General features: G+C 52.9%; 22 protein-coding genes, 1 pseudogene and 1 CRISPR repeat array. Of the genes and pseudogenes, 15 read left to right on the forward strand and 8 right to left on the reverse strand.

Features of this window, described 5'->3' with window-relative positions:
• Positions 1 to 2: 2 nt before the first annotated feature.
• The 3 genes from cas1 to IEV00_RS08505 all read left to right on the forward strand — a co-directional run bounded on the left by cas1 (position 3) and on the right by IEV00_RS08505 (position 2,528).
• Positions 3 to 908, forward strand: coding sequence for a type II CRISPR-associated endonuclease Cas1 (cas1, locus tag IEV00_RS08495; protein WP_188359935.1), 906 nt, complete (start codon positions 3 to 5; stop codon positions 906 to 908).
• On the forward strand, positions 901 to 1,218 hold the full coding sequence (gene cas2 / locus IEV00_RS08500) for a CRISPR-associated endonuclease Cas2 (RefSeq protein ID WP_188359936.1): 318 nt from the start codon (positions 901 to 903) through the stop codon (positions 1,216 to 1,218). The genes cas1 and cas2 overlap by 8 nt, the downstream gene beginning before the upstream one ends.
• Positions 1,219 to 1,445: 227 nt before the next feature.
• Positions 1,446 to 1,865: a CRISPR direct-repeat array (repeat unit 36 nt; unit sequence TAAGTCTACCTGGGATCAGAGGTGAAGATTCCCAAC).
• A 327-nt stretch (positions 1,866 to 2,192) separates the two neighbouring features.
• Positions 2,193 to 2,528: a ribbon-helix-helix protein, CopG family gene (locus IEV00_RS08505; protein ID WP_188359937.1), complete on the forward strand. Its 336-nt coding sequence runs from the start codon at positions 2,193 to 2,195 to the stop codon at positions 2,526 to 2,528.
• Positions 2,529 to 2,784: 256 nt separating this feature from the next.
• On the opposite strand, the gene IEV00_RS08510 is transcribed toward IEV00_RS08505, so the two are convergent.
• Together IEV00_RS08510 and IEV00_RS08515 are read right to left on the reverse strand one after the other, a co-directional pair.
• Positions 2,785 to 3,822 (reverse strand): FecCD family ABC transporter permease, encoded by a 1,038-nt coding sequence (locus tag IEV00_RS08510; protein WP_188359938.1) that lies wholly within the window; start codon positions 3,820 to 3,822, stop codon positions 2,785 to 2,787.
• A complete protein-coding gene (locus IEV00_RS08515; protein ID WP_188359939.1) occupies positions 3,819 to 4,871 on the reverse strand; it encodes a FecCD family ABC transporter permease in 1,053 nt (350 codons plus the stop codon). Before IEV00_RS08515 ends, IEV00_RS08510 begins: the two co-directional genes overlap by 4 nt.
• 88 nt (positions 4,872 to 4,959) lie before the next feature.
• On the opposite strand from IEV00_RS08515, the gene IEV00_RS08520 reads away from it, so the two are divergent.
• From IEV00_RS08520 to IEV00_RS08545, 6 genes are all read left to right on the forward strand, one after another.
• A complete protein-coding gene (locus IEV00_RS08520) occupies positions 4,960 to 5,991 on the forward strand; it encodes an ABC transporter substrate-binding protein (RefSeq protein WP_188359940.1) in 1,032 nt (343 codons plus the stop codon).
• 142 nt (positions 5,992 to 6,133) lie between these two features.
• Entirely contained in the window at positions 6,134 to 7,258 is a 1,125-nt protein-coding gene (locus tag IEV00_RS08525; RefSeq protein WP_188359941.1) for an ABC transporter ATP-binding protein, read from the forward strand.
• Positions 7,259 to 7,933, forward strand: coding sequence for an ABC transporter permease (locus IEV00_RS08530; protein WP_188359942.1), 675 nt, complete (start codon positions 7,259 to 7,261; stop codon positions 7,931 to 7,933).
• On the forward strand, positions 7,930 to 8,598 hold the full coding sequence (locus tag IEV00_RS08535) for an ABC transporter permease (protein ID WP_188359943.1): 669 nt from the start codon (positions 7,930 to 7,932) through the stop codon (positions 8,596 to 8,598). Before IEV00_RS08530 ends, IEV00_RS08535 begins: the two co-directional genes overlap by 4 nt.
• Positions 8,595 to 9,515 (forward strand): ABC transporter substrate-binding protein, encoded by a 921-nt coding sequence (locus IEV00_RS08540; protein ID WP_188359944.1) that lies wholly within the window; start codon positions 8,595 to 8,597, stop codon positions 9,513 to 9,515. Before IEV00_RS08535 ends, IEV00_RS08540 begins: the two co-directional genes overlap by 4 nt.
• A gap of 79 nt (positions 9,516 to 9,594) precedes the next feature.
• Positions 9,595 to 10,839, forward strand: coding sequence for an ATP-binding protein (locus IEV00_RS08545; RefSeq protein WP_188359945.1), 1,245 nt, complete (start codon positions 9,595 to 9,597; stop codon positions 10,837 to 10,839).
• A 73-nt stretch (positions 10,840 to 10,912) separates the two neighbouring features.
• Here IEV00_RS08545 and IEV00_RS08550 read toward each other — a convergent pair whose 3' ends face one another.
• The 4 genes from IEV00_RS08550 to IEV00_RS08565 form a co-directional block, all read right to left on the reverse strand.
• Positions 10,913 to 12,964 (reverse strand): PTS sugar transporter subunit IIABC, encoded by a 2,052-nt coding sequence (locus tag IEV00_RS08550; RefSeq protein ID WP_188359946.1) that lies wholly within the window; start codon positions 12,962 to 12,964, stop codon positions 10,913 to 10,915.
• Between the two features lie 69 nt (positions 12,965 to 13,033).
• Positions 13,034 to 14,677, reverse strand: a complete 1,644-nt coding sequence (gene treC / locus IEV00_RS08555) for an alpha,alpha-phosphotrehalase (RefSeq protein WP_188359947.1) — start codon at positions 14,675 to 14,677, stop codon at positions 13,034 to 13,036.
• A gap of 26 nt (positions 14,678 to 14,703) precedes the next feature.
• Complete coding sequence (gene treR, locus IEV00_RS08560; RefSeq protein WP_188359948.1) at positions 14,704 to 15,414, reverse strand: trehalose operon repressor; 711 nt, start codon at positions 15,412 to 15,414, stop codon at positions 14,704 to 14,706.
• A gap of 93 nt (positions 15,415 to 15,507) precedes the next feature.
• Positions 15,508 to 16,701: a cobalamin-independent methionine synthase II family protein gene (locus tag IEV00_RS08565; RefSeq protein ID WP_188359949.1), complete on the reverse strand. Its 1,194-nt coding sequence runs from the start codon at positions 16,699 to 16,701 to the stop codon at positions 15,508 to 15,510.
• Between the two features lie 210 nt (positions 16,702 to 16,911).
• On the opposite strand from IEV00_RS08565, the gene IEV00_RS08570 reads away from it, so the two are divergent.
• Entirely contained in the window at positions 16,912 to 17,679 is a 768-nt protein-coding gene (locus tag IEV00_RS08570; protein WP_188359950.1) for a hypothetical protein, read from the forward strand.
• Here IEV00_RS08570 and IEV00_RS08575 read toward each other — a convergent pair.
• Complete coding sequence (locus tag IEV00_RS08575; protein WP_188359951.1) at positions 17,674 to 18,447, reverse strand: transposase family protein; 774 nt, start codon at positions 18,445 to 18,447, stop codon at positions 17,674 to 17,676. The two genes, IEV00_RS08570 and IEV00_RS08575, sit on opposite strands and share 6 nt — an antisense overlap.
• 230 nt (positions 18,448 to 18,677) lie before the next feature.
• On the opposite strand from IEV00_RS08575, the gene IEV00_RS08580 reads away from it, so the two are divergent.
• From IEV00_RS08580 to ilvD, 5 genes and pseudogenes are all read left to right on the forward strand, one after another.
• Positions 18,678 to 20,876, forward strand: coding sequence for a glycoside hydrolase domain-containing protein (locus IEV00_RS08580; RefSeq protein WP_188359952.1), 2,199 nt, complete (start codon positions 18,678 to 18,680; stop codon positions 20,874 to 20,876).
• A gap of 325 nt (positions 20,877 to 21,201) precedes the next feature.
• Positions 21,202 to 21,798 (forward strand): hypothetical protein, encoded by a 597-nt coding sequence (locus tag IEV00_RS08585; RefSeq protein ID WP_188359953.1) that lies wholly within the window; start codon positions 21,202 to 21,204, stop codon positions 21,796 to 21,798.
• 161 nt (positions 21,799 to 21,959) lie between these two features.
• Positions 21,960 to 22,151: a transposase family protein gene (locus tag IEV00_RS11265; RefSeq protein WP_373868240.1), complete on the forward strand. Its 192-nt coding sequence runs from the start codon at positions 21,960 to 21,962 to the stop codon at positions 22,149 to 22,151.
• Between the two features lie 763 nt (positions 22,152 to 22,914).
• Positions 22,915 to 23,964 (forward strand): annotated as a pseudogene (locus IEV00_RS08595) (amino acid permease); the annotation flags it as partial.
• A gap of 182 nt (positions 23,965 to 24,146) precedes the next feature.
• Positions 24,147 to 25,994, forward strand: coding sequence for a dihydroxy-acid dehydratase (gene ilvD, locus IEV00_RS08600; protein WP_188359956.1), 1,848 nt, complete (start codon positions 24,147 to 24,149; stop codon positions 25,992 to 25,994).
• A gap of 53 nt (positions 25,995 to 26,047) precedes the next feature.
• Here the strand turns inward: ilvD and IEV00_RS08605 are convergent, their stop codons facing one another.
• On the reverse strand, positions 26,048 to 26,797 hold the full coding sequence (locus IEV00_RS08605; RefSeq protein ID WP_188359957.1) for a Rossmann-fold NAD(P)-binding domain-containing protein: 750 nt from the start codon (positions 26,795 to 26,797) through the stop codon (positions 26,048 to 26,050).
• Positions 26,798 to 26,853: the final 56 nt, after the last annotated feature.

A 26,853-nucleotide genomic window follows, 5' to 3' on the forward strand; every position in this document is an offset into this window, starting at 1 on the left:
GCGTGGACAGCAAGTGGCAGGTTCTAGATTTCACGGGATACTCGGGTTATCTCTCCTATGAGAGAGGCCGACTCGTAGTAGGGGATAGGAGCGTGCCACTTGCTGAGGTGGATTTCATATTGGTAGGGCAAAGTTGTTCCTGGGGGTATGGCCTTATCGCTGGGCTGGAGAGGTTTGGCGTTGCAATGGCGGTTTGCGATTGGCGGAATATTCCTATTTCAGTGCTATACCACTGGTCTGAAAATACTCGAGTCTTTGCAAGGCATAATGCTCAGGCTACGCTGAGCGTCCCCCGGGCAAAAAATGCATGGATGAGAATCGTTAAAGCTAAAGTGCGAGGGCAAGCTAATGTATTGAAAATTAAAGGTCAGGTGTCAGTTTCCCAAGAATTAGTTTCTTTGAGCAAGGCAGTACGTTCAGGAGATCCGAGTAATATTGAAGCGCTTGCTGCCCGAACATATTGGCATAATTTTCTACAACCAGGTGGAAGTTTTAGTCGCCAACAGTCCTCCTCTGATTTCGTAAACGCAATGCTGAATTATGGATATACGATTCTAAGAGGGAGGGTTATTACTCGTCTTGTAACTACTGGCTTGAGCCCAACTTTATCTCTATTTCATAGGAATAGAAGCAATATGTTTGCTCTTGCAGATGATCTTATTGAACCTTTCAGGCCTGCGGTTGACTCTGTCGTTCTTGACCTAGTAAATGACGGCTCTGTAGAGCTCGGTAAAACAGAGAAAAAACGCTTATCAGGCGTTTTGGCTGAACAGCATGATGAATCATCGTTTACAGTGCGCTCACTAATTGAAGATTTTTGCCAAGAGTTTGCCTTATATGTTGAAGGCACTCGTGAAAACTTGAATGTTCCTATATGGAACGGGCGAGAAATTACAAAAGATGGCTAAATCGATGTGGCTTTTAGTGATGTTTGACTTGCCTGTGAAGAGCAAAGAGCAGAGGACGAGGGCAAATCAATACAGGAACTTGCTGAAAGATCGTGGGTTTGACATGGTGCAACTTAGTGTCTATTGCAAGTATTATCTGAACGGTAACTCATCTGAGCGAGATATTGGAATCTTGAAGCAGAACGTTCCAGTAAACGGCTACGTGCGTGTATTGAAAGTAGCTGATCAACAGTGGGCTTCTACCTTGTTATTTAAAGGTCCACGGCAAAAGAAAGCTGAAGCGCCTCCGGAGCAACTGACTATTTTTTGAATTTGATAAAACATAACCCCACACGTGCTATGCACGCATGGGGTTGATAAATCACATACTTTCGTATGCTTGTTAGGAATCTTCACCTCTGATAAATCCTAAAGAAAAATCTATCAGATTTTTCTTCGAGATGCATAAATCGTTATGTTGGACACGTAGGAAATTCATTTTTTCTGTTGAAAAAGTCGGAAAAAGATGCTTCTCACTAGGTGTTTTATGTAGTTATTTAAGTCTACCTGGGATCAGAGGTGAAGATTCCCAACTTCGGCCCTAATCATGATGTTGCGCCGGTAAGTCTACCTGGGATCAGAGGTGAAGATTCCCAACCTCATTTTGGCATAGCGTGTCGCCTGATTAAGTCTACCTGGGATCAGAGGTGAAGATTCCCAACTGCTCACTGATGATGGAGTGAAGCACCTTAAGTCTACCTGGGATCAGAGGTGAAGATTCCCAACCCAGCTTTGACCGTGTACCGGGCAATCTTAAGTCTACCTGGGATCAGAGGTGAAGATTCCCAACAGCGAGTGGCCCGCATGTTCCCTAAAGCTAAGTCTACCTGGGATCAGAGGTGAAGATTCCCAACTGCCGGGCTCTGTGGCGCCTGCCGGTGCTAAGTCTACCTGGGATCAGAGGTGAAGATTCCCAGCTGACGCTATCCTGGCTGCGTCAGCGGACTATAAGCCTATCTGGATTGAAAATGGAACTTTCATGGGTGGTTGGTTCTGGGCGTTTACTCGCCTGTATCTATCGTAGTTTTAATAACTGTAATACAATTAAGAAATGGAAATAGTCATCGCAGCTTCCGCCCTCAAACACGGGATCACTCGTGATGAGATTTTTGAAGCACTGGAGAACCACATCTATGTGATTGACAACTTCGATGAGTCCAGAATTCAAGGTTTACCTTCCCCTACTCTGCATATCGGGAAAACCTATCTTCGAGCAACGACAGCACTGAATGAGAGGTGAGCAAAGTGGAACAGAAAATGACTCCCCAAGACATTGAAGAGCTCAGCGAGAAAATGGCGGATTGGGCTGAATCTGATGACTTTTTTGAGGCATTTAAAGGTGCCCGGGTAAGAGCTAGAGATGAGAAAACTGTTGAGGAGATGAATAGACTTCTGGAAACTATCAGGCCGGGGCGTCCAGCTCATCAAGTTGAACAGAACCGAGCAGGAGCTTCTCCGACTGTGCAGTTTCGCATTCCGCCAGAAATCGAAGAGCTTCTTGAAAGGCGTGCCGCAAAAGAAGATAAAAGCAAAAGCGAGGTTGCCCGCCAGGCGCTCATTCAGTATCTTGCCACTGCCTAGAATGTTCGCCTATCCTACACTGTGTAGAAAATTTACTTGTAAAGTTAAAATGCTTGACTCATCAAGTAAATATGGCTTAGTGTTGGATGTAGGGTTTCATGAAGTGCTGAAGTTCCCCCTAAGTTTCAGCACAATCTAGATTTATATAGATTCCCCCATATATATGAATCCCCCGTTTCCGCACAGGAAACCCAGCGGGCCCCGGCACAGTTGCCGGGGCCCGCTGTGGTTAAGGCACCACTCGCGCAAAAGTGAGTTATCCCTTTCTCACAATAATCCACAGCAGATAGGCTCCGCCCAGCGCCCCAGTCACCAGACCAACCGGAATCTGGAATGGCGCCAGCGCATGCCCTGCTACATAATCAGCGGCAACTAGCAGAAGCGCACCGGTGAGAACTGACTGCCAAAGCGCAGCTCCGGGTGTTCTCCATACTCGGTGGGATAGTTGCGGGGCAATGAGTGCTACAAAACCAATGGGTCCTGCCAGTGAAATGGAAAGTGCGGTCAGCAGCACTGCGCCGGTCATCAAAATTCGAGTGGCAGCCTGCACCGGGAGCCCCAGGCCGGCCGCTAAATCCTCCCCGAGCTCTAAAACCCTCAGCATGCGTGAGAAGCAGAGCGCCAGGGGTACCGCAAGGCAGATAAGAACGGCGGGTAGCCACACGGAATTCCAGGTGAGCGCATTAAGAGAACCATAAAGCCAGGTCTTAGCAGATTCAGCCTGCTCTAAGTCCGCGCGGGTTAAAAGGAAATCGTTGAAGGCTGAGAGCATGGCCCCCACTGCAATGCCCACGAGTACCAGTTTGTGCCCCGCTGAAGAGGTTCCGCTTCGTGCAGAGAGCAGGAGAACCAGCGCGGCGGTCAGAAATCCGCCCGCTATAGCTCCCAACCCTGTTCCAATTCCCCCGCCTGTAGCGGCGGTTTCGGCATCTGCGCCAGCCTGGGTCAGCACCAAAACCACAAGCAGGGCCCCGGTAGCAGAACCGGTGGTGAATCCAATAATGTCTGGGGAGCCGAGCGGGTTACGGGAGACCGATTGAAAAATCGCGCCCGCTAAACCGAGGGAAGCACCTACCGCCAGTGCTGCCACCAGTCGTGGCAGGCGTTGATTGAGAACGATGTATCGATCGAGCCCTTCGCCGCCACCGGCAAGTACCTGCCAGACTCCGGCGGGGGTGATTTCGTAGGTTCCGAAAATTAAGGTGATGAGTGAGAGAGCAATGAGAAGGACGAGCGCTAGGCTCGTTATTGTGCGCGGGCTGCGGTAGGTGCCGGGTAGGGGAGTGCGGGTCATTGGTCCTTCCCCTCGGAGCGAGAAATTCTCTTGATTTTTCGTGCCCTGTGTGCGCCTGCTGAGTCAAGTCGGAGAACTAGGGCCAAGAGAAGTGGTGCTCCAATAAAAGCGGTTACGATTCCTGCTTCAACCTCTGAGGGAATGGCAATCACTCTACCCACAATATCTGCGGTAAGTACCAGAATGGGGCCACCAATCACAGAGAGTGGAAGCAGGCGAGAAAGCGAAACTCCTACGAGAAGCCGTAGCACATGCGGCACTACCAAACCCACAAAAGAAAGCGGCCCTGCAATAGCCGTGGCGGTTCCGCACAGTAGCGTAATTGAGAGTAGAGTGCCCGCCTGCACTAGCGGAACGGGCACGCCCAGCCCAGCGGCGGCGTCCTGCCCTAAGGCCAGTGCACCGAGGGGACGAATCAGCACAAACCCCAGTATCAGCCCCGCCAGCAGAAGCGGGGTAGAGGTGAGGACTACGGAGAGTTCTCTGCTCTCAAAGCCACCGACCACCCAGAAACGGTAGGAATCGAAGGCGCGAGAATTAAACATGGTAATAATTCCGGTGACTGCCGAGAGGCAGGCATTGAGGGCAATGCCTGCCAGTAAAAGGCGGGCAATGGATTCGCCTTTACCCGTGGCGCCAATGTAGAACACGGCGGTGGCGGCAAGTCCGGCGCCGAAAAGGGCCATCCACATTTGCCCGCTTGCATCGGTAATCCCCAGGGCGGCAATGCCGCTCACCACGAAAACCGCAGCACCAGAGTTGACCCCGAGTAGGCCCGGCTCTGCCAAGGGGTTGCGGGTTAATGACTGCATAAGAATACCCGCAACTGCCAGTGCAACTCCCACGGCGATAGCAGCAAGAGTGCGCGGAATGCGCAGTTGCCACACGATAATCGATGCGCTGCCGCTACCCGGTGTAAAAAGTCCGCTCAGGGCATCAATCGGGGAAATCATACGGGACCCCACCATGAGTGACAGAATAATCAGTGCCGCCAAAACAAGTAGTCCGGTGGTCAAAACCAGGGACGAGCGCGGCGCGTGGGAAATCATTGAACCTTCTGAGAGCTAATCAAGGCAGAGTGCTACCACAATAGTAATAAAGAGCTGGCTAACCTCAAAGTTAGGGTAGCCTATATAAATGCACGCTAATAAAAATGTAATACCAGCTCAGATGTCCCGCCGAGCTTTTGGAGGACTGGCGGTTACGGGTCTCGGCGCCCTCTTGCTGACCGCCTGCGGATCTTCCACCGAATCCGAGAGCAGCTCCGGCTCATCGGCATCGGCCGCCCCAGCGCCGTCCACGCTCCCCGACGGCATGGGAACTGACGCCGCTTCGGGCGAATTTCCGCGCACCGTTAAGCACTTTCGCGGCGAAACCACCATTGACGCTAAGCCCGAGAAAGTCGTGGTGATTGCCACCGGCCAGCTTGACGATGTTCTCGCTCTGGGGGTTGTGCCCATCGCCGCGGCAGCCGCAAAGGACGCCGACATTGTGCCCCAGTACCTGCGCGATGCCTACCCCGATTTTGACCTTGGCAAAATTGAGGCGGTCGGAACTCGCAACGCCCCCGATACCGAAGCGATTGCCAACCTCAAACCCGATTTGATTCTTCTCAACAATACCCAAGACGATGAATCGATTTACGAAGCTCTCTCTGCTATCGCACCCATTGTGGTAACCGAGGGAACCGGCGTGAACTGGAAGCAGGATTTCCAGTTGCTCGCCGCCGGTGTGGGCGATACTGACGCCGCCGCGAAGGCTCTGCAGGAATATCAGGATGACGCCGCAAGCCTGGGCGAAGCAGCCGATGATTCCACTACCTTCTCTTTCCTGCGCCAAAATTCAGGCCGTACCCGCATTTGGGGAGTTTCTTCTTTTGTGGGCTCGATTTGTGAAGATGCGAGACTCGCCCGCCCCGAGCCTCAGCAGATTGATAAGACTTCGGTGGATATATCGGCTGAGCAGTTGGATCAGGCCAATGGAGACTGGCTCTTCTATAGCGTGCAGGGCGGCGATACCTCAGCGCTGACTTCTGAAGCACTGTGGGAGACTCTGGAACCGGTGGCCAATAACCGGGCGGTTGAGGTTGATGACGAAATGTTCTTCATTAACGCCGGCATTACCGCAGCTCGGGGTGTGGTTGAGGCAATCAGGGAGAAAATAGGCTAGCTTCTAAATCGGTGCCGAGAGGTGGATTTTAGGCTTAAAATTGCGGGATTTAAGCCTAAAATCCACCGCTCGCGCAGAAACCGCAAATCTAAAAGTGCTACGGTTGCTTAGGAAACTTACTTACTATTTCTAAGGACCCCTCATGGACAGTCTCGTGCAAGAAAATGGGGACTCACAAGCTAGCCAAGCAGACCGACAGAAAGATCGCTCAGAAACCGGGGCTGCTATCGAATTCCGGTCGGTCACGAAAAAATACGGTTCCCACACCGTGGTGGAGAACCTCAGCCTGACCATTCCCAGCGGCAAAATCACCGTATTTGTGGGGCCCTCGGGCTGCGGCAAAACCACCTCGCTGCGCATGATTAACCGCATGGTGGAGCACACCTCCGGCGAAATTCTAGTCAAGGGGCAGCCCAATACGGAAAGTTCCCCGCACGAGCTCCGTCGCAGTATCGGCTACGTGCTCCAGCAGGCGGGGCTGATGCCGCACAGGAAAATCATCGACAACATTGCCACGGTTCCCTACCTGAAAAATGTGCCCAAGAAGCAGGCGCGGGCACAGGCAAAAGAACTGATGAAAACGGTGGGGCTCAGCGAAGACCTTGCCAATCGTTACCCCGCCCAGCTCAGTGGCGGCCAGGCCCAGCGGGTGGGTGTTGCCCGCGCCCTGGCCTCGGAGTCAGACATCATTCTCATGGACGAGCCTTTCTCAGCCGTTGACCCCGTGGTGAGGGCAGATTTGCAGCAGGAAATCCTGAGGCTGCAAGAGAAGTTCCACCGCACCATTATCTTTGTTACCCACGATATAGATGAAGCAATCCAGCTGGGCGACTACATTGCCGTTTTCGCCACCGGTGGCCGCCTAGCGCAGTTCGGAACGCCGGAGGAAATTCTGCGCGAACCCGCTGATGACTTTGTTTCGGGCTTTGTGGGCCGTGACCGCGGTATGCGCCGGCTGACCTTTGCCTCGGCGCAGAACCTGCCCATTCATCCGCTGGAAGCTCAGGATACTCCCTGGCAAAAGTGGCAGCTCAAGATCAAAGACGGTATGCCCGCCGGCTGGGAAACCGAGGGCCGCACCATTCCCGGTGGCTCCCTCTTTGTGGAGGGCGGTACCCTGCGCGATGCTTTGGACTCGGTGCTCTCCTCGCCCTCGGGCTGGGGCGTGGTCGTTGATAGGCAAGGTAAAGCCATTGGTCTGCTCAACTCCGACGATGTTCTCGATGCCACCGAAGAAGAACGCTACCGCCGCTACGGGGTTGCCTAGATGAACTGGTTTCTCAATAACACCGAATACGTGGGGCAACTGACCCTGCTACACCTGCTCCAGTCGGTGATTCCGGTGATTGCCGGTACGCTCATTGCCCTGCCCCTCGCGCGCTTAGCTGTAGGACGACGTCGTGACGGCCGCTCCACCGCGGTCGCCACGGGCGCGGGGAAGGCGCGCCGCGGCGTCGTCGTCAATTCGGCGGCTCTGCTCTACACGGTACCCTCGCTGGCGCTCTTTGTGCTGATGCCGGTGGTGCTGGGTACTTCGATTACCTCCCTGCTGAACGTTTACGTGGCGCTGACCCTCTACGTGGTGGCGATGATGACCCGCTCCGCCGTAGACGCCTTCGATTCGGTATCGCCGGTGACTCTTGAGGCCGCCACCGCCATGGGCTACCGCCCCACCCGCCGCTTCTGGGCGGTTGAGATGCCTCTGGCAGTGCCTGTGATGCTGGCGGGCCTGCGAGTGGCGCTGGTGTCTAACATTTCAATGGTTTCGGTAGGCGCGGTGATTGGAATTCAGTCTCTGGGCACCCTCTTTACCGACGGTCTGCGCCGCGACCTTCCCGCCGAAATCATAGTGGGCATCGTGGGTATCGTTCTGCTGGCCCTGGTGCTTGACCGCCTGTTAGCCCTGGTAGGCAAAGCCCTAACCCGCTGGAGGGCAGCATGAATATCTTTGAGAAAACCTGGCTCTTCTTCACTCAGGACGGCGCCTGGGCGGGCACCGGCGGTATCTGGCAGCGGGTTGCCGAGCACCTGGGCTACAGCGGGCTGATTCTAATCTGCGCGGCAGTGATTGCGGTGCCGATTGGTCTGCTGGTGGGCCACACCGGTAGGGGAGAAAACGCGGTGGTGGCGGTGACCGGTGCCCTGCGCTCGCTGCCCACCCTGGGTTTGCTGACCCTCTTTGCCCTTTGGCTTGGGCTGGGGCTTACCGCTCCGGTGCTGGCGCTGGTAATCCTGGCAATTTCACCCCTGCTTGCCGGGGTCTATTCGGGCATAGCTGCGGTGGATCGTGTGACCGTAGACGCCGCCCGCGCCCAGGGCATGACAGAATCTCAGATTCTTTTCCGGGTGGAACTACCGCTGGCACTACCCCTGATTTTTGGCGGCATTCGTAACGCTGCCCTGCAGGTGATTGCCACCGTCACTATCATGGCCTACATCAACCTGGGCGGGCTGGGCCGCTACCTTATCGACGGCTTGGCAGTGCGGGACTACCCCCGCATGGTCGCCTCGGTGATTCTGGTGGCAGCGCTGGCGCTGATTGTTGATTTGATTCTTTCTCTGATTCAGCGGGCAGTTACACCCGCAACCTCCAAGGAGCTCTCATGACCTCTCTCAACCGCCGCCGTTTCTTTGGCCTTGCGGGTGTTTCAGCTTCTGCTTTGGCACTCTCCGCCTGCGGAATTTCCGGAGAAACAGCCTTTGGCTCAGGCTCTACCGATGGCACCGTGGTGATCGGCTCAGCCGACTTTACCGAGTCGCAGATTATCGTTGAAATCTATGCTGCTGCCCTCAAAAAGCGCGGCTTCACCGCTGAAACCCGCCCCGCCATTGGCGCCCGCGAGGCCTTTATCGGCGCCCTGGAAGAGGGTGCCGTGGGGGTGGTTCCCGACTACACCGGTAACCTGCTGCTCTTCTTAGACACCTCCGCCACCGCGGTTACCGCCGAGGAGATTCTTTCTTCCCTCAAAGATGCCCTGCCCGAAGAGCTTTCGGTGCTTGAACCTGCTCCTGCCGAGAACAAAGACTCTATGGTGGTCACCTCTGAGACCGCCTCTTCGCTGGGGCTGCGTTCCATGGCCGACCTCTCCGCCCACCCCGAGCTCAAACTGGGTGCTCCGCCCGAGTTCGCCGAGCGCTCTTACGGTCTGCCGGGGCTGAAGTCCAAGTACGGTTTTGAGCCCGCCGAGTTTAGCCCTATTAATGACGGCGGCGGCCCGCTGACCGTGCAGGCGTTGCTGGACGACGATGTCCAGGTAGTCGACCTCTTCTCCACCGATCCGGCGATTAGTCGCAACAACCTGGTGATCTTAGAGGATCCAGGGAACAACTTTATTGCCCAGCAGGTGGTGCCGGTGGTCAACGGAAAACTGGTGTCGGTTGCCGCCGCCGATGTTCTCAACGAGGTTTCTGCCCTGCTCACCACCGAGGACCTAGTGGCCCTCAACGACAGGGTCTCGGGCGAGGAAAAGGCTAATGTGGCCACGGCAGCGGGCGACTGGGTAGAAGAGAAGTTCCCGAGCTAGTCCGAGAGGTTCTGCTAAAGGTAGCGTAGAAACCCTGCTAAAGGTAGTCTAGGAGCTCTGCTAAAGGTAGTCTAGGAGTATGAACTACCTTGCGAGAAGCCTAGATTTGGAGCTGGATGAACTGCTTCCTTACGTCTCTGCAGTTGCCATTGACGGACCGAAAGGCGTAGGAAAAACCGATACAGCGCGTCGTCGGGCTAAGCATCGTTTTTTTCTAGATAATCCCGATCAACGCCAGGTTATTGAGGCTGATTTAAATTTCAGTTTTATCAAGGACAATCAGCCCGTATTGCTTGATGAATGGCAGAAAGTTCCGGCTGTCTGGGATTCCGTGCGTCGCAAGGTAGATTCGGGGGCTACCCCGGGACAGTTTCTGCTTACCGGTAGCGCAACTCCCACTGAAGAAAACGATACTCACAGCGGGGCCGGAAGAATTCTTTCGCTCCGCATGCGACCGTTGACCTTCTATGAGAAATATAGGAACGAAGAAGCCATTGGTTTAGCAGACCTGCTTCAGGGAAGGGCTAAGATTGCGGGGAAAAGCACAGCTGGTCTTACAGACTATTTTGATGCCATTGTAGAAAGCGGTTTTCCCGGAATCTACTCTCTTCCGCCTCGTGTCCGACGGGCTCAGCTCGATGCCTATATTCAAAGAATCATCGATAAAGATCTGCTGGAATTGGGATATAAGGTCAGGCGCCCAGAAACCTTGCTCAGGTGGTTGAGAGCTTATGCTGCTGCGAGCTCAAGTACTACTGCTTACTCCAAATTGCTCGATACAACCACAGCTGGTGATGGCCACCAGCCAGCTAAGACAACCACTATTGCTTACAGGGATTTCTTGAGTAAGCTCTGGCTACTTGACCCGGTTCCTGGTTGGTTGCCCGTGGGGAACGAGTTTACGAGACTCGCTACTGCCCCTAAACATCAACTTGCTGATCCAGGCCTTGCTGCCCGGCTCTTACAGGTTTCTTCTGCCCAACTTGTCGCCGAAAAATCTCACCTAGCAGGGCCTCTTTTTGAGTCTTTAGTTACTCTCAGTGTAAGAGTTGCTGCTCAGGCAGCTGAAGCTACGGTGAGCCATCTAAGAACTAAAAACGGTGATAGGGAGGTTGATCTGATTGTTCAGGGAGCGGGGGGAGAGGTTCTCGGCATCGAGGTAAAGCTGACACCGCAGGTTTCAGACGAAGATGTGAAGCATCTGCTGTGGTTGAGGGAAAACGTACCTCAGGTTGTAGATACCGTGGTGGTTACCACGGGTGCCCAGGCCTATAGGAGACCCGATGGGGTTGCTGTTATTCCTCTAGCTTTGCTTAGTGATTAAAGAGCCGAGTGGTGGATTTTAGGCTTAAAATCGCGAGATTTAAGCCTAAAATCCACCGTTCGAGGCAGAGGGGCTAGCGCTTACCCAGGCGCTTCTTCTCTACGGTGCGGCCGTGAGCGAGGTCGGTGTCTTTGAAACCGAAGAGGTAGACCAGGGTAAAGGAGACAATCACGGTGGCTGCCGAGGCAATCCAGAAGCCGTACCAGGAGTTGTCGAAGCCGCCGTCGGGGTTAATGAAGCTGGTAAAGCCAATCAGGGAGCCTACGAAGCCCCACATGTTCACGTTCATTAGGCCGGTAATAAAACCGCCTACCGCTGCGCCCACAGATGCCAGCATGAAAACACGGCCGTACTTGAGGTTGATGCCGTACATGGCGGGCTCGGTAATGCCACAGAAACCGGCAATGGCAGCGGAGCCGGAGAGGCCCTTCATCTGTTCGTTCTTGGTCTTTGCAAACACAGCCAGCGCACCAGCACCCTGTGCCACCATGGTTGCTGAGATGATTGCGTTCAGGTAGGAGTAGCCCTGCGAAGCAATGGAGTCAGCAATGAGCGGGATTACTGCCCAGTGCAGGCCGAAGATCACCAGGCACTGGTAGAAAGCGCCGATAATGAGACCGGAGATAGCGGGGTTGAGGTCGTAGACCCACTGAATGCCAGCTGCCAGACCGTTGGAGATAAACATGATGATGGGGCCCAGGACCACCAGAATCAGGGCAGAGACCACAAAGACTTCAATCAGAGGTACGAAGATCATGCGCAGAACTGCGGGAATCGCCTTCTTCAGCGCGGGCTCAATCTTGGCACAGAGCCAGGCCGCCACGATCATGGGGAAGATCGAGTAGGTGTAGGAGGCCATGGGGAAGGGAATTCCGAAGAATTCCGCGTTGGTAGAGACGCCCAGAATTGATCCTGAGGGGTCTGACGCCGCCATCTCGACCAGGGCGGGGTAGGCCAGTACGCCACCGATAATGGAGACGATAATCGGGTCTGCTCCCAACCGCTTGGCCGCGGTGAAGCCCACGAAGATGGGCAGGAAGTAGAAGACCGCATCGCCCATAGCGTTAATAATCTGGTAGGTCTGTGACTCTACGTCAACGACTTCGTAGATGGTCAGCAGGGTCAGAATACCCTTGAGCACACCCGATGCCGCCAACAGACCGATTACGGGCATCATGGAGCCGGTGATTACGCCAATCAGTGAGGAGAAGCCCCACTTGAGCCAGCCCAGGGCACCCGAGGGGCGTTCTTCCGGTTCGACTTCTGATTCGGTTTCGCCACCTGCCTTGCCGCTGGGGAGCTGCTTGACCACGGCGTCGTAGACATCTTCCACAGCGGGACCAATCACTACCTGGTACTGGCCGCCGGCGCGGGCAACATCAATCACGCCGTCGAGATTAGAGACAACCTCATCCTTGGCCTTGGAATCGTCTTTGAGGTAGAAACGCACGCGGGTGATGCAGTGGATAACGCTCTTGACGTTCTCCGCACCACCGATGTTGTTCAGAATGTCCCAGGCCAGGGCATCGTGGCCCTTGAGGTGGCCGGGGCGTTCTGCGCCTGCGGCGCTGGTTGAGGACGACGCCGCTGCGGCGCCTCCTGCTGCGGCGGTGGAACCTGCCCCTGCCGAGGTAGCCGAGTCAGCGGCATCCTGCCCCTTAACAGTGGCGGTTGCCGCCGAATCGCCGGCGCTTACGGTGCCGGTGTGAACGTCAAGGTTTTCTAGGGCCTTGGGGGTGTTGGTGACCGCGAGAATTGCGGTGGTGCCCTTACCCGCCTGGCGTACCTTCGCTAGATCCATGGTGGCAATGGGCTGGCCCGCTTCAACGCGGTCGCCCTTACCCAGATCGTTGATGAAGGGCAGACCGTCGAGCTCAACGGTGTCGATACCCAGGTGCAACAGAATCTCCAGGCCGGAATCAGCCTTGATACCGATAGCGTGCTTGGTGCCCGCCACCATAGAGACCTTGCCCGAGACCGGGGCAACAACCTGGTCGGCGGTCGGATTCACACCAAAGCCTGAACCCAGCTTGCCGCTAGAGAAGACCGGATCGTCAACCTGATCCAGGGGAACAACCTCGCCCGCCATGGGAGCAAGAATGGAAACAGTCGGCTCATTCGCCATGACTGTACCTCTTTTCTGGTGAGTGTGACCGGAAGCGGTGGTGCTCCCGACTGTGCGGTTTATAAAGTTTTAGAGCTTAATCGCTAGGGTCTGGTAGGGCGCCAGCTTAAGCTTTTCTTCCAGTTCAACGGAGTCGTAGTTAGAAATTAAGACTTCTCCCCGCGCAAACTCGGCAGGAATCTCAATCTCGGTTTCTTCACCGTAGAAGTTATTGAGCACCAAAAGGCGGGTTCCCTCATGCTCGCGCAGGTAGGCATAGACTGCCGGATGCTCCAGCTGATAGGGGGCGTAGGAACCGCGAGAAATAACCGGTTCTTCGTGGCGCAGCTGCACCAGGCGGCGGTAGAAGGGCAGAACCTTGCCGCTCTTCTCTTCTGCCTCAACGTTGATGGTCTCAAAGGTGGTGGGGCGCAGCCAGGGCTCCCCGGTAGTAAAGCCGGCATTCTCCTCAGCCGACCACTGCATGGGGGTTCGCGAATTATCCCGTGCCTTGGAATGAACTATCTCGAAGGCACGGTCTGCATCCACGCCGTCCTCAGACACCAGCTTCTTGAAGGCGTTGATAGCTTCCACATCCACGTAGTCGCCCATGTGCTCGTAGGCGGGATCAACCATGCCGATCTCCTCGCCCATGTAAATGTAGGGGGTACCGCGATGCAGGTGCACCATAGCCCCCAGCATGGTGGCAGACTCAGCATGAAAATTCATCGGGTCGCCAAAGCGGTTAATAGCGCGCGGCTGGTCGTGGTTATTGAGGAACATGGCGTTCCAGCCATTGCCCGCTTGCATACCCTCAGCCCAGCTATTGAGGAGAGACTTCAGCTGCTCAAAATCAAAGTCAGTCTTAGACCACTTCTCACCGTCCTCATAATCCACCTTCAGGTGGTGGAAGCTGAAGACCATAGAGAGCTCTTTGTTCTCGGGGTTGGTATAGCCGATGGAATTCTCGATGGTGGTCGAAGACATCTCGCCCACCGTAATGGCGTCGTCATACCTACCGAAGGTCTCCCTGTGCATCTCCTGAATCCAGGGATGGACGCGCGGGGTGTCGGTGTAGAGGGCCTTATCAACTGTTCCCGGAGCGGCGTCCTCAAGGAACTCTGACTTGCCGATCACGTTCAGCACGTCAAAACGCAGGCCCTTTACGCCCTTCTCGAGCCAGAAGTTCACCACCTTGTAGAGCTCCGCGCGAACCTCGGGATTGTGCCAGTTGAGATCAGCCTGGGTGCGGTCGTAGAGGTGCATGTAGTAGAGGTCGGTATCGCCGAAGACCTCCCAGGCGGGGCCACCGAACTTAGACTCCCAGTTAGTGGGGTAGGAGCCGTCTGCCTGGCCCTCGCGCAGGTAGAAGAAATCCTGATACTTCTTTTCCCCCGCCAGGGCGTGCTGGAACCACTCGTGCTCGGTGGAAACATGGTTGAGCACCATATCGAACATTACGCCAATGCCATGCTCCTTGAGGCCGGCAATCAGCTCTTCAACATCCTCCATGGTGCCCATATCGGGGTTGATGCGGTAATAGTCGGCAACGTCGTAGCCGTTGTCATTCTGCGGTGAGACGAAGAAAGGATTGAACCAGACCATGTCTACGCCGAGGGACGCAATGTAGGGAATCTTCTCGATGACGCCGCGGAGATCGCCCAGACCATCGCCGTTGGAATCATAGAAAGACTTGGGGTAGACCTGATAGATCACTTTGTCGTGGAAACTCATAAAAATCCCTTTCGGGGTTGGTTGCTTTAGCGGCGGCGCGCGAAATCCTGGTAAATGAACTTATCGGCTCTGTGGCGGGACTCGGTGTACTCGAAGGTGGTGGTGTCTTCAAGGCTGGTAATAGAGACGGTCACCGCCACGTACTCACCCTTGGCAAGTTTCATGAGCTCGCGGTCGCGGGCTGTGGCGGGTTCAACCTTAATCTGCTTGGATGAGTAGGCAATATGCAGGCCCAGGCCGTTCTCGAAGTACTCGTAGAGGGAATCTTCGGCAGCTTCGCGCGGGATATTTGGAACCACCGAGGAGAGTACGTAGGTGTTGTCAACAATGGCGGGTTCGCCGTCCAGATAGCGCACGCGGCCCACATGGATGGCGGGCAGGGGTTCTAGGTCGGGCGCAAGGTCTTTGAAGGGGGCCGTGGGAAGGTTGGTTTCCTCCAGGGCAAAGACGTCGCTGCGGGAGCCGGTTCCGGTGTTCGCCGAGAACTCCTTGTAGCTGACAATGTTGCTCACCGGCAGGGCATACTGCGAATGGTTGATCACCACTGAGCCCTTGCCCATGATTTTTTGAATATAACCGCGGTCGGTCAGCAGGGCCAGTGCCTTGCGGGCGGTTTCGCGGGAGACTCCGTAGGTCTCCGTTAGCTTTTTCTCGCTGGGGAGGAGGCTACCTACCGGGTAGGTGCCGTCGTCAATTTTTGCTGAGAGGTCTTCAAAAACCCGCTCGTATTTTCCCATGCTAATCCTTAAAAGAAGCACCTGCCTGTACAGGACTTAACTATAATCCTGTACAGACAGGTGTGTCTATTGCGATTCCCGCGAGAGGAAAATTTAGAAGAGGCGTTCGCTCGCAATCGCCGCTCCCTCGGTGAGCGAGCGTAGCTTAGCCCAGGCAATATCTTCGTGCAGGCGGCCACCCAGGCCACAGTCGGTGGAGGCAACGATGTTCTCCTTGGGTACCACCGAGGCGAACTGCTCAATGCGCTGAGCCACCAGTTCGGGGTGCTCAACCACGTTGGTGGAGTGGGAGACGCAGCCGGGGTAGAGGATCTTCTTGCCTAGGTCGACCTTTTCCCATTCTTTCCATTCGTGGGCGTGGCGGGCGTTGGCAGCTTCGAAAGTGAAGCCGCCTACCTTGAGTTCAAGTAGGGTGGGCAGAATGTGCTTGAGTTCAATATCGGTGGAGTGGGGGCCGTGCCAGGAGCCCCAGCACAGGTGAAAGCGCACCTGGTCTTCGGGGATATCTGCCAGTGCGTAGTTCTGTGCTTCAACTGCCAGTTCGGTGAATTCGATGTACTGCTCAATGGTAGGTTCGGGCACCAGCTGGTCCCAGGATTCAGCGAAAGAGGGATCATCAATCTGGATGCTTAGTCCGGCACCGGCGATAGCCTTGTACTCTTCCTTGAGTACATCGGCCCAGGCAAAGAGCCACTCTTTATCGGTCTTGTAATACTTATTGCCGATGCGGGCAGCGGAACCGGGAGAGAGGGCTGCGACAAAGCCCTCGGTTGCGCCGGTTGACTTGACGGCATTTGAAACGTTGCGGACGTCGGCGGCTACGTCCTCCTGTCCGATGTAGGTGAGCGGGCCCGTAGCAACGGGGAAGACACCGTCATTCTCATTACGCAGGTTTAGAGTGGAATAAAAATCAGCATACTTGTTCCAGTCCCGACGTACCTTAAAAGAGTTCAGTCGGCCGTTGCCGGGTGTAGCAAACAGCTCTTCTTCGCTGGTGTCAGTTAGTTCCAGGCCGCCTGTGCGTAGGAAAGAGTAGGTCCACCATGAGCCAAAGTCATTGTTGCGGGTAGTAGAGTGCCCGTACTCGCCGTCATTGACAATATCGATGCCGGTTTCAACCTGCTTCTTCACCACGGCTTCGACTTCTTCTGCGAGAACCTTCTGAAAATCATCTTCGCTCAATGAACCGTTCTGGCGGTCTGTGTTAGCGCTGAGCAGACGCTCGGGGCGGGGCAGGGAACCCACGTGGGTGGTCAGAATACGGTCGGTGCTGTGGTGTAAGGCCATGATGCTTCCTTAATGTCTGTGAAATCGAGCCGGCTAGCTCTAGAAATTAAGGTAGCCGGTGAAAATAGCCCGTGCCACAGAAAAAAGAATTGAGTAGCCATATTGCAAGTGAGTCAGTTTATGACAGGTCTGAGTCATAAAAAGAACGCTGAGGGAACTCAGCCGGTGTTACTTTAACTTTTGGAAACAGTAAATTCACTAAGGTAGCCCATGAAAAAACCACTTACTTTTGCCGTGCTCGGCCTTCTTGTTCTTACCGGTTGTGGTGCTCATCAGACAGCAGAAGAACCAGCTAATTCTGAAACAAACACTGCTAACCCTTTCGAGCAAACTTCCGCGGAATCGTCTGAGGCTACCGAAGAACCTTCAGCAACTTCATCCTCAAGCTCTGGCGCAGCAAGAAGCTCCTCAGCCGGTTCAGGTATGGACGAACTTAGTGCCCTGTTAGAAGAGGACCCTCAGGTGCCCGAGTCTGCCTCGGCAGAGGATAAGAAAGTGCTTGAACCCCTCATGAAAACTTATGATGAGCTCAATGAGCAGGGGCTCAAAATGAGCGACAATAATCCAGACCCAATACTTGAATTCGTAGATAATTTGGTTGCCGATGTGGACAACGGCATTAAGGCTAAAGGGGAGCAACCCGGTAGCGATGTAATAACTTATACCGACCTCTACGCCTTTCTTGCGAGTAACACCGGTGAAAAGAAACTCGACCTCAAAGGTTATAACGGTGAAGCACTAAAACACCTGCCACTGCGGGAATATATCTACTATTCACCCGAGATGAGCGACATTGAAGTAGCCGCCTTCAACTTTTACTGGGGAGAGCTTATGGCCTATACCTACTCAGCAGACGAAGAAGGAAACCCCTCAGACCGCTTCTACACCGACCCTGTTCTGATTGAAGGTAAGTACCAGGTGGTTGATTCAAACACGGTAATTATCAACAAAACTCAGTTCACCGAGGCTTATTCATAAGGGGTCCAAAGCCGTAAAAAATATCAGCCTCCACACCACCGAAAACACCCGCAAATAAACACCGAGCGGCCGACGGAAGCCCGTATGTAAAACCCGCCAGGTCTTCACCTGCGCAATCGTCCGTTCAACCACCAAACGTAACCGATTGATCCTACGATTATTCTCCTTCACCCTAGCCCTCATCCGTGCACCCGCTTTTCGTTTAGTCGGTGTGAGCAACCCCAGCCCGATGTACCCCTTATCTGCCAAAGTGGACTCATCCAAGAACCTCCCTAGCTGGTGAAAGCGAAAAGCATAAACATCATGCCTAGCCCCCGGCACCGGGTCGGTAATGGCTAGCAATCTCCCGTCTAAAGTACAGATGACTTGGTGATTGAAACCGGTTCTTCTGTGCTTCCCTGAAAACAGTATTTGCCCTTGTGAAGACCAGTTCCAGATGGGAATTAAGGTGCCGTCTACTACGAGTGAGCCAGGGACATTCTTGAGTGATTCAAGCTCGGGAACCTTCAACTCAGTCAGCTTCAATAAGGCACTTTCGATGCGGTTGATGATTCTAGAAATGGTGGCTTGAGAGAGACCAAAGATATCAGCTAAGAGGTCTTCGGTGATGTTGTGGCGTAGATAGATGAGGGTAATTTTCAGGGCTTGTGTCAGGCTGGTTTTGTGAGGTCTGGTGCCTGGTTGATTCCAGATAAGGTTCTTGTTCAGGGCTGTGGTGAGTGTGGCGAATTGTGCGCTAGTGAGCCCGGTTGTACGATTGTTGTGCAACGGTTCTTCCGGTTTGGCTTGAGGTTATTTGTGATGATTTAACGCTCATTTTTGCCTTCGGTGGGACCGTTGTCTAGTTGGTGGGTTTTGCCCCTTATGAATAAGCCTCAATATATTTGATCCCCAGACAACGTGCGACAAGTTTAAGCTACTAATCATCTCAGATCAGCTCGCATACGACCTACACCACGTATCGTTAACTCTAATCAATCTAAAAATCTGGAGGCTCAATGAGCGACCTAATGGTACTAAAAGCACAACAATTCATCAATTCCACCTATAACAAGGGCGCTACGCTCGGAATCGCAGCTGTACCAGAAAACGGAAACACCAGCTGGACCGTCATGTACGCTCTCACGAGAGCACTACAACACGAACTAGGAATCACAAATTTATCCGACGGCTTCGGCCCAACGACCCTTTCTACTTTGCAAACAAAGTTTCCCGTTATCAATGCAAGTACAAAAACCCCCGAAAATATCCTCAAAATTATCCAATCAGGTCTTTACTGCAAAGGTTACGACGGAGGAAAAATCGACGGGACGTATAATCCCACCGTCCAAGCTTCAGTGACTCAATTAAAGAAGGACATGGGTGTCTCCAGCGCTCTGCCAGGATCAGGAATAGAGCCTAAAGTATTTAAAGGGTTACTTAACATGGACCCTTATGTCTTAATCTCCGGAGGAAATCCTTCCATCCGTCAAATTCAACAGTGGTTGAATGGACGATATGTTAAAAGAAGAGATTTTCAAATCATTCCGGCAGAAGGCTATCACTCCCGAACCGTAGCGCAATGCATGCTGTTCGCCATTCAATATGAGGCTGGAATGGCTGATGGGGTAGCGAATGGAGTCTTTGGCCCTGGTACCCAGAGTTCTCTGAAAAATCACGTACTTCAAGTGGGCAGCACTGGTATCTGGGCTCAGCTGTTCACAGCAGCGATGATTCTCAATAAAAGAAGTGTAGCGTTTGGATCTTTTACAGCAGAGGTCTCAACAGCTGTTACTGCGTTCCAGACATTCGCTAAGCTTCCAGCAACAGGGAAGGCTGATTTTGCCACATGGAGCTCTTTGCTTGTTTCCTATGGAGATCAGAGCAGAGCAGGTTCTGCTTGTGATGGCGTTACTAAAATTACTGATGCCAGAGCTAAAGCTTTATATGCGGCAGGGTATAGATATGTAGGGCGCTATCTCTATAATCCTTCTACAAAGAATCTCTTAGAAAAGCAGATACAACCTGGGGAACTCGCTACGATTGCATCAAATGGTTTGAGATGTTTCCCCATCTATCAGACCTTTAATAACTCTGTAGACTATTTCACCCCTGCTCAGGGTGCTCAGGATGCTGAAGATGCAACTTTCTGGGCTAAGAAGTTTGGTTTCAAAGACGGAACGATAATCTACTTCTCGGTTGATTATGATGCTTTAGACGGTGAAGTCACCTCTAATGTTCTTCCGTATTTCCGAGCACTCAATAATGCGCTTCTTTCAAGTTCGGGTTACAAGGTGGGCATATATGGTGCCAGGAATGTCTGCCAACGAGTTTCCGATGAAGGGCTCTCTTCGACTAGCTTTGTGTGTGATATGTCAAGTGGATTCTCCGGTAACTTAGGGTACCCTTTACCCACTAACTGGGCTTTCGATCAGATTGATACAGTAAGTGTTGGAACTGGTGACTCTTTGATTGAGATTGATAAGAATATCTCTTCAGGTCGAGATATTGGGCAAAATACCTATAACCAAACTTCTGTTTCATCAAAACTTGATGTTTTCTTTAACGAAAAACTATATAAAGATGCGCTACTAAAAGATTTACAAAAATATCTAGTATCCATTGGAGTGCCTGAAATTGGGGGCGATGGTTGGACAGACAGAGATTGGGCTACTTTAGGTGGAGTGACTACCACCATGGCCTTTAACCGCATCCTCTCAAAGGATATTTTAATTACAAATCTAGCTCGAGAGCTGGGTATCAGAAAGGCCTTGATACAAGCCCCGGTTCTTTGGGAGTCACGTAAGTGGAATCCTACTGATATCGCAGCTGACGATGCAGTCATCGTGGGTGCCAAAAGTGAGTCGTCAACCGGATGGGGACAAATTTTTGCATCTTCAGCAATATCTGGGTGGAATTATTGTGTATCTAAGAAAATAATAAGCGGTAATTTGTTCGATCCAATAAAAGACTTAAGAACTGTTTGGTTTAAATTAAAAGATGATATTGATTTTAATATTAAATGTACTGCATATTTGCATTTTTGGGATGCGAACGATATTGGGGTTCCCAGACCTAGTCTCTCCATGAAGCCAGCGGATATTCAAGCGCTCATTGGACGCTATAACGGAGTCGGACCTAAGGCCGAAGTGTACTCTAAAGAAGTAAAAGGCGTTTATGATGTTCTGGAAAATTATAATACTCTTTGCCGAGGCTAATTCGCAATGAAAATAAGATATGCTTTAGGTTGGGTATTAGGAAATATAGCTTCCAGCTTATTACTCATTATTCCATCTTTTATACTAGTCCAGTATTATATAGAATATATTGGTCCTTTGAATAATTACTATGTGTCCGACAGGTTAGAGAATCCTGTTTTATATATTTTTGTATTCTTCTTACCCTCTCTCCTCTTGGCAGTAAGTGTTTTTTACATCGCCAATAGAAAAATTTATAAAATATATCGAAATTTATTCATAAAACTACTGGCTTATATAATTTTTCTAGCTCCCTCAATTTTTCTTATTTGTAAAGGTGTTGCAAGTGTTTCTTAAATATTTAGATCGTAGACAATTTATTGCGGGTTCATTGACTGTTGCAATATGCTCAGTTGTTTCTTCTCAACCCCCTGCTCAGGCGAGCCAGTTAAATCAAGATAATTATGAATTTTCGCTCAATGGATGGCCCGTGCAAAATCCAGCTGATGAAGTTTCGACAATTGAAAAATGTGATATTTCAGGGATCAGCTCCAGCTGTGAGATGAGAATCGGGGATGTGAACATCATTCTTTCGGATTTGGTGCGTCAGATGCATTACCGAGTGAAAGATATTAAACCCGGGGAAATTTCGGGATGGAAAGCTAAAACCGAAGAGGCGATTCAAACCCCTTACTCTAATTTATCATCCGGTACTGCGCTTCAAATCCGACCTTCTATGCCTATTGACTCCTATTTTGCATATGAAATTAAGATAATTCAAGAAGTACTCAAAGACTATGAAGGGATAGTTTCCTGGGGTGGAGATATGACTAATAAAGATGAGTCTCTCTTTTATATAAATGCTTCACCTGAGGACCCTCTGTTTTTAGAAGTTGCTGAAAAAGTAAGGGTGAGAAACTTTGCAGACGTGAGAATTAATTAATTCCCAACTCAGAGGCTTATTCCTAAGGGGTGCCCCCAACTAAACATCGGCCCCACCAGTGGCACAATGAGAGTTAAATCTTCGACTAAATAAACTCAGCCAACCAGAGAAGACCATTGCCACACCAGCGTACAACCGGCCTCATCCACCAGCAATTCACCATGTTGCTCACAGCCCTCACCCACCACATCACCTGGGGCAAGCCAGGCGGCAGCCCAACAGCACTCACCCTGCCTCAAGCTCAGAAAGCGACTCTGCTCTATCATCGGAATAACATAACCGAAGAGCTCCTTGCGGAACTGTTCAACACCTCCCCGCCGACCATCTCTCGGACCATCAACACTCTTGAATAAGCTTTGAAGAAAACCCTCTCTCCGATGGTCAATTCTTTGCAGGAGGAATTGGGGCCAGCTATATGATTACGGGCGAAATTCCTCTACCTGTTTAAATTATTAGTCATTCATTATATAAAGGTTTAGTGATGTTAAATCCTTTCAAATATGTAAATCTTCCATTTTTTCCTTAGTTGGCTAGGGTTTATGGGATTATCTTTTCTTTTGCTTCCTAGAGTCCCTGTGGGAAGTACTGGGTACTATGTGGGGCTATGCGGAGTAATTATCTGCTTCTTATTTTTTATATGGCAGTGCGTACGTGGATTCATGAAGTTGGCAAAAGATGCTACAAGAGGCGCACAGAAACCAGGAGGGAAAGATTAGAAGCATATCTCTAGAAGGAATCTTCTTGATTATTGAGGAGATACCTTCGGGGTGTTAGGAGGACAGCTAAAAGATGGTGATATGGATAGGATGATTTCCGCTATAGGGAATTAGATCATATAAAATAAATTTTAATAAATCGTCTAGCAAAAAAGAAAAACATCAGAAATACTGTTAAATATATTATATTTAACGCATTTGTTATTATAATATTTCAATATATATCTTTTAGATAATATTTAGTTAAGCGAGCATCATGTAATTCAATGATGCTCGCTTTTATTTTTCTAAGCGGTTTATTTGAGTGTAAAAAGACCTGTCTGACACGGCTGTTTCCTAATGGATGATGGGTTGGTGGGTTTTGCCCCTTATGAATAAGCCTCACCGTCATCGTGAAAGAAGCGTACATTCCTCTCTGATCTCTGTGAAGGTCTTTGGCGAGCTGGAATTCTGGTTCGCACTGATCAAGGTTGCCGCTCTGGTGATCTTCCTGATTCTGGGCATTTACTTCGTAATTTTTGGAACCCCCACTCACTCCGAAACCGGCCTGCACCTGATTACCGATAACGGCGGCTTCTTCCCGAACGGCATTATGCCCGCCCTGGTGATTATGCAGGGTGTTGTTTTTGCCTACGCCTCCATTGAGCTGGTGGGCACCACTTCGGGCGAAACACGCGATGCTCGCAAGGTGATTCCTAAGGCAATCAACACCGTGATCTGGCGTGTTGCCATCTTCTACGTTGGCTCGGTAGTTCTGCTGACCCTATTGCTGCCCCACACCGCCTACTCGGCAGACGAGTCGCCCTTCGTGACCTTCTTCTCCAGCATTGGCGTGGATTTTGCCGGCCCCATTATGGAACTGGTGGTTATCACCGCGGCACTGTCTTCTTTGAATGCTGGCCTCTACTCCACCGGCTGTATTCTGCACTCCATGGCGGCTGCTGGCTCAGCCCCCAAATTCGCCCTGAAAATGTCAAAGAGCGGTGTTCCCTTCGGCGGCATTTTGCTCACTGCGGGCGTGGCTTTTCTGGGCGTTCTGCTGAACATGGTGGTTCCCGCTCAGGCCTTTGAGATTGTGCTGAACCTGGCTTCACTGGGTATTATCTCGGCGTGGGGTGCCATTGCAATCTGCCACCTAAAGTTCGTTTCGCTGGCTAAAAAGGGCGTATACGCTCGCCCCGCCTACCGCATGCCCGGTTACCCGGTCACCGACTGGATTGTGCTGGTATTCCTGGCAGGTGTGCTGGTACTCATCGGTCTAGATTATCCCGTGGGCACCTACACCCTGGGTTCGCTCATCATCGTGATTCCTCTGATGATTATCGGTTGGTTCGCCTGCCGCGATAATGTTCGCCGCATTGCTGCCGAGCGCGAAGGCTACACTGGTATTGCTCCGGTGGTAGCTAGCCGCCGCGATGCCGAGTACCTGAAGAACCGCAAGTCCCGTTAACCTCAGTTAGGTAGGTAAGGACGGCGCCACCCACCCCTCGCGATTCCCTCACCGGGCGCTGGGAGCGAGCGAGCGCCGTCCTTGCCCTTTCACATAGTGATACGCCGTAATACTCTCTGGAAGCCCCTGCGCAGGCAGGCGTAGACTAAACCCCAAGCATCACAGTAGAAGGAAGAAGTATTATGCCTGAGTTACGTTCACGCACTTCAACCCACGGTCGCAACATGGCGGGCGCTCGCGCGCTGTGGCGGGCAACCGGCATGGGAGACGGAGACTTTGGCAAGCCGATTATTGCCATCGCTAACTCCTTTACCCAGTTCGTGCCCGGCCACGTGCACCTGAAAGATATGGGCTCTCTGGTGGCCAGCGCGATTGAAGAAGCCGGCGGTGTTGCCAAGGAGTTCAACACCATCGCCGTGGACGACGGTATCGCCATGGGCCATGACGGCATGCTTTACTCCCTGCCCTCCCGCGATTTGATTGCTGACTCGGTGGAGTATATGGTCAATGCCCACCGCGCCGATGCCCTGGTCTGTATCTCTAACTGTGACAAGATCACCCCCGGCATGCTGCTGGCGGCAATGCGTCTGAACATTCCCACCATCTTTGTTTCCGGCGGCCCGATGGAGTCGGGCGAGGGTATCGAGGGCGTGGTGGAGCACCGCCTTGACCTGGTGGATGCCATGGTCATGGCCGTTGACGAGTCTGTTTCTGACTCTGACCTGGCTCAGATTGAGAAGAACGCCTGCCCCACCTGTGGCTCCTGCGCCGGTATGTTCACCGCTAACTCCATGAACTGCCTCAACGAGGCAATCGGTCTTGCCCTGCCCGGTAACGGCACCACCCTGGCAACCCAGATTGCCCGCAAGGATCTCTTCCTGCAGGCGGGTAAGAAGATTGTTGATCTCGCTAAGCGCTACTATGAGGGCGACGACGACTCGGTTCTTCCCCGTTCTATTGCCACCAAGGCTGCTTTTGAGAACGCTATGGCCCTGGACGTCGCTATGGGCGGCTCCACCAACACCGTGCTGCACATTCTGGCTATTGCCAATGAGGCTGAGGTGGACTTCACCCTTGACGACATCGACGCTATCTCCCGCCGGGTTCCCTGCCTGGCCAAGGTGGCGCCCAACTCCACCAAGTACCACATTGAGCACGTGCACCGGGCCGGCGGTATTCCCGCCCTGCTCGGGGAGCTCGACCGCGCCGGTCTGCTGAACCGCGACGTCCACTCTGTTCACGCCGACTCCCTCGAAGAGTGGCTGGGCGCCTGGGACATTCGCTCGGAGTCGCCCTCGCCCGAGGCCGAAGAGCTCTTCAAGGCAGCCCCCGGTGGTGTGCGCACCACCCAGGCTTTCTCCACCGCCAACAAGTACGAGTCGCTGGAGAAGGACGCCGAGAACGGCTGCATCCGCTCGGTGGAGCACGCCTATACCAAGGATGGCGGTCTGGCGGTTCTGCGCGGAAATATCGCTGAAGACGGGGCTGTTATTAAGTCCGCTGGCATTGATGAAGAACTTTTCCACTTTGTGGGTAAAGCCTTTGTGGTGGAGTCCCAGGACGAAGCGGTCTTTGAGATTCTTTCAAAGAACGTGAAGGAGGGGGACATCGTGGTGATCCAGTACGAGGGCCCCAAGGGTGGCCCCGGTATGCAGGAGATGCTCTACCCGACCTCCTACCTGAAGGGCTTGGGCCTGGGTAAGACCTGCGCTCTGGTGACTGACGGCCGCTTCTCTGGCGGTACCTCAGGTATCTCCATTGGCCACGTTTCCCCTGAGGCTGCCGCCGGTGGAGCCATTGGTCTGGTGCAGACCGGCGATGAGATTGAGATTGACGTTCACAACCGCATTCTGCGCGTGAACATCTCTGATAAGGAGCTTGAGGCTCGCCGGGCTGCTAAGGGCCCCGCCCCCTGGAAGCCCACCAAGCCGCGGGAGCGCCAGGTATCTAAGGCTCTGAAGGCATACGCCATGATGGCATCCTCTGCCGATAAGGGCGGCGTGCGAGTGCTGCCGGAGGAGTACCGTTAATTTTCTCTCTCGCCGAGCGGTGGATTTTAGGCTTAAAATCGGCGAATTTAAGTCTAAAACCCACCGTTCGCCTTTGTAGCAAGGCCAAAGAGTTTCATCACCAGCAGGTGTACCTGGGCCTGAGTCAGCACGTAGAGGGGCCAGGGAAGAGCCGGCTCAAAATCGTGGATGCTAATAAAGACCTGGTCTTGGCGCAGAATCTTGCGGAAGGTTAGCCGTGCCCTGCTTCCTTTACGCGCCCGGGCAAGCTTTCCACCGACTATGCGATAGATAAAATAATCCTCGCGACTCTGCTCTGAGTCGTGTTCGAGCTTTAGCAAAGGCTCTTTGAGAAAACGCAGACCGATTTCAGCTGTCTCGGAATCGGTGCGGATTTTAACCAGCCTCAGACCGGTGCGAGCCAGCCAGTGCAGGTAGTAGTCTGCGGTGGCCTCGGGGCTCCAGTGGGAGGGCACCGTGATTCGCTGAATCGAGCGAACGCCCCTGCGGGGTGTGTGGACGCCGCTCTGCTTGGGTGGCGCTGCTGGCTCGGCTTCACGCGTGGTAAGGGGAATTCCTTGAGCAGCCAGAATTTCTTTACACTCTTGGTTTTCAGGGCTGTCTTGAGCTACATAGATAATCTCTCGCGCACCCTGGTTTTTGGCTGCGCGGGCGAAATTATCTGCAATGAGGGCTAGCATATCGGCTCGCCGGGCCTGGGTGAGCTTTGCCTGCGAGAGGTGCTCGGGAACCTGGAACACCGCCCGGTCAACGCCGTGCAGGCTTCGCTCAAGATCCTCAGGGTCAAATAGGTCAGCTTTCATGAATTCCTTGCCGAACGGTGGATTTTAGGCTTAATTCATAAGAATTTAAGCCTAAA

Origin of the sequence: Rothia aerolata (assembly GCF_014635585.1) — a bacterium.
GTDB lineage: Bacteria > Actinomycetota > Actinomycetes > Actinomycetales > Micrococcaceae > Rothia > Rothia aerolata.

What these genes read in the sequence shown, in the direction of transcription:
- cas2 (WP_188359936.1), top strand. Translation starts at nt 901, where the DNA reads ATGGCTAAATCGATGTGGCTTTTAGTGATGTTTGACTTGCCTGTGAAG.
- IEV00_RS08510 (WP_188359938.1), bottom strand. Translation starts at nt 3,822, where the DNA reads ATGACCCGCACTCCCCTACCCGGCACCTACCGCAGCCCGCGCACAATA.
- IEV00_RS08515 (WP_188359939.1), bottom strand. Translation starts at nt 4,871, where the DNA reads ATGATTTCCCACGCGCCGCGCTCGTCCCTGGTTTTGACCACCGGACTA.
- IEV00_RS08520 (WP_188359940.1), top strand. Translation starts at nt 4,960, where the DNA reads ATGCACGCTAATAAAAATGTAATACCAGCTCAGATGTCCCGCCGAGCT.
- IEV00_RS08525 (WP_188359941.1), top strand. Translation starts at nt 6,134, where the DNA reads ATGGACAGTCTCGTGCAAGAAAATGGGGACTCACAAGCTAGCCAAGCA.
- IEV00_RS08530 (WP_188359942.1), top strand. Translation starts at nt 7,259, where the DNA reads ATGAACTGGTTTCTCAATAACACCGAATACGTGGGGCAACTGACCCTG.
- IEV00_RS08535 (WP_188359943.1), top strand. Translation starts at nt 7,930, where the DNA reads ATGAATATCTTTGAGAAAACCTGGCTCTTCTTCACTCAGGACGGCGCC.
- IEV00_RS08540 (WP_188359944.1), top strand. Translation starts at nt 8,595, where the DNA reads ATGACCTCTCTCAACCGCCGCCGTTTCTTTGGCCTTGCGGGTGTTTCA.
- IEV00_RS08545 (WP_188359945.1), top strand. Translation starts at nt 9,595, where the DNA reads ATGAACTACCTTGCGAGAAGCCTAGATTTGGAGCTGGATGAACTGCTT.
- IEV00_RS08550 (WP_188359946.1), bottom strand. Translation starts at nt 12,964, where the DNA reads ATGGCGAATGAGCCGACTGTTTCCATTCTTGCTCCCATGGCGGGCGAG.
- treC (WP_188359947.1), bottom strand. Translation starts at nt 14,677, where the DNA reads ATGAGTTTCCACGACAAAGTGATCTATCAGGTCTACCCCAAGTCTTTC.
- treR (WP_188359948.1), bottom strand. Translation starts at nt 15,414, where the DNA reads ATGGGAAAATACGAGCGGGTTTTTGAAGACCTCTCAGCAAAAATTGAC.
- IEV00_RS08565 (WP_188359949.1), bottom strand. Translation starts at nt 16,701, where the DNA reads ATGGCCTTACACCACAGCACCGACCGTATTCTGACCACCCACGTGGGT.
- IEV00_RS08570 (WP_188359950.1), top strand. Translation starts at nt 16,912, where the DNA reads ATGAAAAAACCACTTACTTTTGCCGTGCTCGGCCTTCTTGTTCTTACC.
- IEV00_RS08580 (WP_188359952.1), top strand. Translation starts at nt 18,678, where the DNA reads ATGAGCGACCTAATGGTACTAAAAGCACAACAATTCATCAATTCCACC.
- IEV00_RS11265 (WP_373868240.1), top strand. Translation starts at nt 21,960, where the DNA reads ATGTTGCTCACAGCCCTCACCCACCACATCACCTGGGGCAAGCCAGGC.
- ilvD (WP_188359956.1), top strand. Translation starts at nt 24,147, where the DNA reads ATGCCTGAGTTACGTTCACGCACTTCAACCCACGGTCGCAACATGGCG.
- IEV00_RS08605 (WP_188359957.1), bottom strand. Translation starts at nt 26,797, where the DNA reads ATGAAAGCTGACCTATTTGACCCTGAGGATCTTGAGCGAAGCCTGCAC.